This is a genomic window from Pseudomonas sp. XP1, from assembly GCF_053557675.1.
This window is the reverse complement of sequence record NZ_JBNRIJ010000005.1, coordinates 169,052-173,600: the sequence shown is the minus strand read 5'-3', so window position 1 is coordinate 173,600 and position 4,549 is coordinate 169,052. Positions and strand designations below refer to the sequence as shown.

Genomic DNA, 4,549 nt, shown 5'->3' with positions numbered 1-4,549 from the left:
GGTTACCCCCGCGAAGGGGCCAGTACAGGCCACCAACAAATTCAGCCAATGAGCTTGGCCACATCGATCCCCTTTTGGCCACTTGCGTCGTTCTCCCCCACTGGTCCGCCCATGAAAATGGGCCCACGCCAGTACCCACCGGAGAACAACAATGCTGACGATCTATTCCGATGACCACCGCCTGCACCACGGCCGCTGCGAGCTGATCGACGGCAAGCTGATGCCGTGTTTCGAAATGCCGTCACGCGCCGACCATGTGCTCGACCAGGTAAAGAAGCGCAACCTTGGCGACATCCAGGGCCCCAGCGACTTCGGCCGCGCACCGTTGCTGCGCATCCACAGCGCCGGCTACCTGGATTTCTTCGAAGGCGCCTGGGCGCGCTGGGCCGCACTGGGCCAGGAAGGCGACCTGCTGCCGTTCACCTGGCCCGCACGCACCCTGCGCCAGGTAAAACCCACCGGCCTGCATGGTGAGCTGGGCTACTACAGCTTCGATGCCGGCGCACCGATCACCGCCGGCACCTGGCAGGCCGCCTACAGCGCTGCCCAGGTCGCCCTGACCGCCCAGGCGGCGATCCAGCAAGGCGCACATTCCGCCTTCGCCCTGTGTCGCCCGCCAGGGCACCATGCCGCCGGCGAAGTCATGGGTGGCTATTGCTACCTGAACAACGCCGCTATCGCCGCCCAGGCCTTCCTCGACCAGGGCCGGCGCAAGGTCGCCATCCTCGACGTCGACTACCACCACGGCAACGGCACCCAGGACATCTTCTACAACCGCAACGATGTGTTCTTCGCCTCGATCCATGGCGACCCGCGCGATGAGTTCCCGTTTTTCCTCGGCCATGCCGATGAAACCGGCGAGGGTGCCGGTGAAGGCTGCAACATCAACTACCCACTGCCGGCCGGGAGCGACTGGGCCGCCTGGAGCGCTGCCCTGGAGGACGCCTGCCAGCGCATCGCTGCCTATGACGCCGATGTGCTGGTGATCTCGCTGGGCGTGGATACTTTCAAGGACGACCCGATCTCGCAATTCAAGCTGGATAGCCCGGACTACCTGGAAATGGGCAAGCGCATCGCCCAGCTCGGCAAGCCGACCCTGTTCGTGATGGAAGGCGGCTACGCTGTGGAAGAAATCGGTATCAACGCGGTCAATGTGCTGGAAGGCTTTCAGCACGCCCAGCCAGGAGCCCGGTAATGGTCCGACTCAAGCGTCTGCTCGCCCCGTTCATCGCCGCTACCCTGTTCTCCTGTGCCCTGCACGCCCAGGCCGAACAGCGCACCCTGCGGGTGTACAACTGGTTCGACTACATCACGCCGCAAACCCTCACCGAGTTCCAGAAAGAAAGCGGTGTGAAGCTGGTCTACGACATCTTCGACACCAACGAGGCGCTGGAAGCCAAGCTGCTGACCGGCAACTCCGGGTATGACGTGGTAGTGCCGTCCAACGTGTTCCTCGCCAAGCAGATCGAAGCGGGAGTGTTTCAGCCGCTGGACCGCAGCAAGCTGCCGAACTGGCAGCACCTGGACCCGGCACTGATGAAGCTGATCGAGGCCAACGACCCCGGCAACAAATTTGCCGTGCCCTACATGTACGGCACCGTGCTGATCGGCTTCAACCCGGCCAAGGTCAAGGCTGCGCTCGGCGACAACGCGCCGGTGGACAGCTGGGACCTGATCTTCAAGGAAGAGAACATCGCCAAGCTCAAGCAGTGCGGCGTGGCCCTGCTCGACTCGCCGTCGGAGATCATGCCGCTGGCGTTGCAGTACCTGGGCTTGCCACCGAACAGCGACAAACCGGCTGATTACAAGAAAGCCGAAGCGCTGATGTTGAAGATTCGCCCGCACATCACCTACTTCCATTCCTCGAAATACATGGCCGACATCGCCAACGGCGATATCTGCGTGGCAGTGGGCTACAGCGGCAGCTTCTCGCAGGCTGCCAACCGCGCCGTCGAGGCTAAGAATGGCGTGGTAGTGGACATGCGCCTACCCAAGGAAGGCGCACCGATCTGGTTCGACATGCTGGCGATTCCGAAGAACGCGGCCAACCCGGAAGATGCCCACGCGTTCATCAACTACCTGCTACGGCCCGAAGTGATTGCGCCGATCAGTGACTTTGTCGGGTACCCGAACCCGAACAAGGATGCGACCGACAAGGTGAGCCCGGCGATTCGCAACAACCCCAACCTGTATCCGACAGCGGAGGCGATGGCCAAGCTTTATACCCTCAAGCCCCTGGCGCGGGATGCCGAGCGGGCTCGGACCAGGGCTTGGACGCGGATCAAGTCCGGTACCTGATTTAGAGCCGGGGGCTGCTTTGCAGCCCAATCGCCGGCAAGCCAGCTCCCACAGGAGCTCCACTGTTTCGAAGCAGATGCAGTACCTGTGGGAGCCTTGCCGGCGATCGGGCCGCACAGGAGCCCTATTCACTTCCTCCAGGCCTTGCGCAAGCGCATCAAAGCCTCGGCAATCTCCCCCTCCGGCACCGCAGCAAACCCCAGCACCAGCCCCGCGCGCTTAACCACAGGCTGCTCGCTGTCCAGCAGCCAGAAATTGCTCAGCGGCGTCACCTCCACCCCCACCGCTTCAGCCTTGGCCACCAGCTCCTGCTCCCGCGCAAAGTTATCCACATCGACCTTAACATGCAGCCCGGCCGCCACCTCCGGCATGCCGCCCAAACCCGGAATATCCACAGGCCAGCCAGCCTTCAGCACATTGCGCCGGCTCAACGCCGCCTTGCGCATGCGCCGGATATGCCGCTGGAAGTGCCCCCGGGCCATGAACTCGGCCATCACGCACTGGCTGCTGACCTCCGAATGCCGCACCGCCAGCGCCCTGGCCTGGCTGAACGCCTGTGCCAGTTGCGGCGGCAATACCAGGTAGCCCAGGCGCAACGCCGGAAAGGCGATCTTGCCGAAGGTTCCGACGTACAGCACCCGTCCGTGCCGATCGAGCGCCGCAAGCGGGGCCAAGGGCGCACCGCTGTAACGGTACTCGCCGTCGTAGTCGTCTTCGATGATCCAGCCATCGCTGTGCTCGGCCCAGGCCAGTAGCTCCAGGCGGCGCGCCAGGCTCATGGTCACCCCGGTCGGGTATTGGTGAGCTGGCGTGACATAGGCCAGCCGGCAATCCATCAGTTGCCCGAGCCGGTGACAGTCCATGCCATCCTCGTCCACCGGCACGCCACACAACCTGCCACCGGCCAGCGCAAAGGCATGCCCGGCTGCGCGGTAACCCGGGTTTTCCACAGCCACACCGTCGCCGGGCTGCAACAGCAACTGTGCACAAAGGCTGATGGCCTGCTGCGCACCACTGGTGATCACAATTTGTTCAGCCGTACAACTCAGCCCACGGGAGCGACGCAGGTAGGCCGCGATCAGTTCGCGCAACAACGGCTCGCCTGCCGGGTCACCATAACCCAATTGCGCCGGAGCCGGGTTGCGCCAGAAACCCGCCTGCAGCTTGGCCCAGACGTCGAACGGGAACAGATCGAACGCCGGAATACCGACACGAAAAGCACGCGGGGCACCGCTTCTCGGGGGCTGAAGATGGTTACTTTTCAGGCGCTCCAAAGGCTCGCTGGAACAGCGCTTGCTGGATAAATCCTCAGTATTCTCTGAGGAAAATGTGGATAAGTCTGTTGATAACCACTGGGATAACCCTGTGGATACTTGTGTGGATAGTTTTGCAGTGGAGAGTTTCGGTAACTGGCTGACATAGGTGCCGTCGCCTACCCGGCTTTCGATGTAGCCCTCGGCATATAGCTGGTCATAAGCCCGGACCACGCTGTTGCGTGACAGCGCCAGCATGGCGGCCAAGTCACGAGTGGCCGGTAGCCGCGTGCCACTGCTCAGGCGCCCGTCCAGCACCCGCGCACGTAGCGCCTGGTATAGCTGCTGGCTGAGCCCGCGACGGCGATCGAGGGCGATCCCGGCAGGGTCGAAAGGCAATACGAAGGGGCGCTCGCTCACGGTATTGGACCTATAAAAACAGCTGTCAATGGCTCTTACTATGAACCAATAGCCTGCCTAGGATGGAGCCATATCACAAGGAAACCGAGCATGTACAACAGCAAACCCCATCAGGAACACGACCTCGGGCGCCTGCACCAGCACATGCTCGACACCCGCCTGGCCATCCTGGTCAGCCAGGGCGAACAAGGCCTGCTGGCCACGCACCTGCCAGTGCTGGTCGATATCGCCGAAGGCGAATTCGGCACCGTCTATGCCCACCTCGCGCGGGCCAACCCCCAGTGGCACGACCTGAAGCAAGGTGGCGAAGCCCTGCTGGTGTTCCCCGGTGCCGATGCCTATGTCAGCCCCGGTTACTACCCGAGCAAGGCCGACAACCCCAAGGTGGTGCCAACCTGGAACTACCTGGCCGTGCACGCCTATGGTCCTGCCGAAGTGATCCACGAAGCCGAACCATTGCTGGCCATTGTCAGCCGCCTGACCGAGCGCCACGAGCAAGGCCGCGGCGAACCGTGGAACGTCACCGATGCCCCGCGTGACTACCTCGATGGCATGCTCCGAGCCATCGTCGGCATCCG

At 62.9% G+C, this 4,549-nt stretch carries 4 protein-coding genes; 3 read left to right on the top strand and 1 reads right to left on the bottom strand.

Annotated features, from left to right (window positions below):
• Positions 1-151: 151 nt before the first annotated feature.
• Positions 152-1,195: a histone deacetylase family protein gene (locus ACK1U9_RS07105; RefSeq protein WP_085601087.1), complete on the top strand. Its 1,044-nt coding sequence runs from the start codon at positions 152-154 to the stop codon at positions 1,193-1,195.
• Entirely contained in the window at positions 1,195-2,298 is a 1,104-nt protein-coding gene (locus tag ACK1U9_RS07100; RefSeq protein WP_153670612.1) for a polyamine ABC transporter substrate-binding protein, read from the top strand. Before ACK1U9_RS07105 ends, ACK1U9_RS07100 begins: the two co-directional genes overlap by 1 nt.
• A gap of 128 nt (positions 2,299-2,426) precedes the next feature.
• Here ACK1U9_RS07100 and pdxR read toward each other — a convergent pair whose 3' ends face one another.
• Positions 2,427-3,971, bottom strand: coding sequence for a MocR-like pyridoxine biosynthesis transcription factor PdxR (gene pdxR, locus ACK1U9_RS07095; protein ID WP_449109786.1), 1,545 nt, complete (start codon positions 3,969-3,971; stop codon positions 2,427-2,429).
• Between the two features lie 90 nt (positions 3,972-4,061).
• On the opposite strand from pdxR, the gene ACK1U9_RS07090 reads away from it, so the two are divergent.
• A partial coding sequence (locus ACK1U9_RS07090) for an FMN-binding negative transcriptional regulator (protein ID WP_449109785.1) occupies positions 4,062-4,549 on the top strand: 488 nt, incomplete at its 3' end.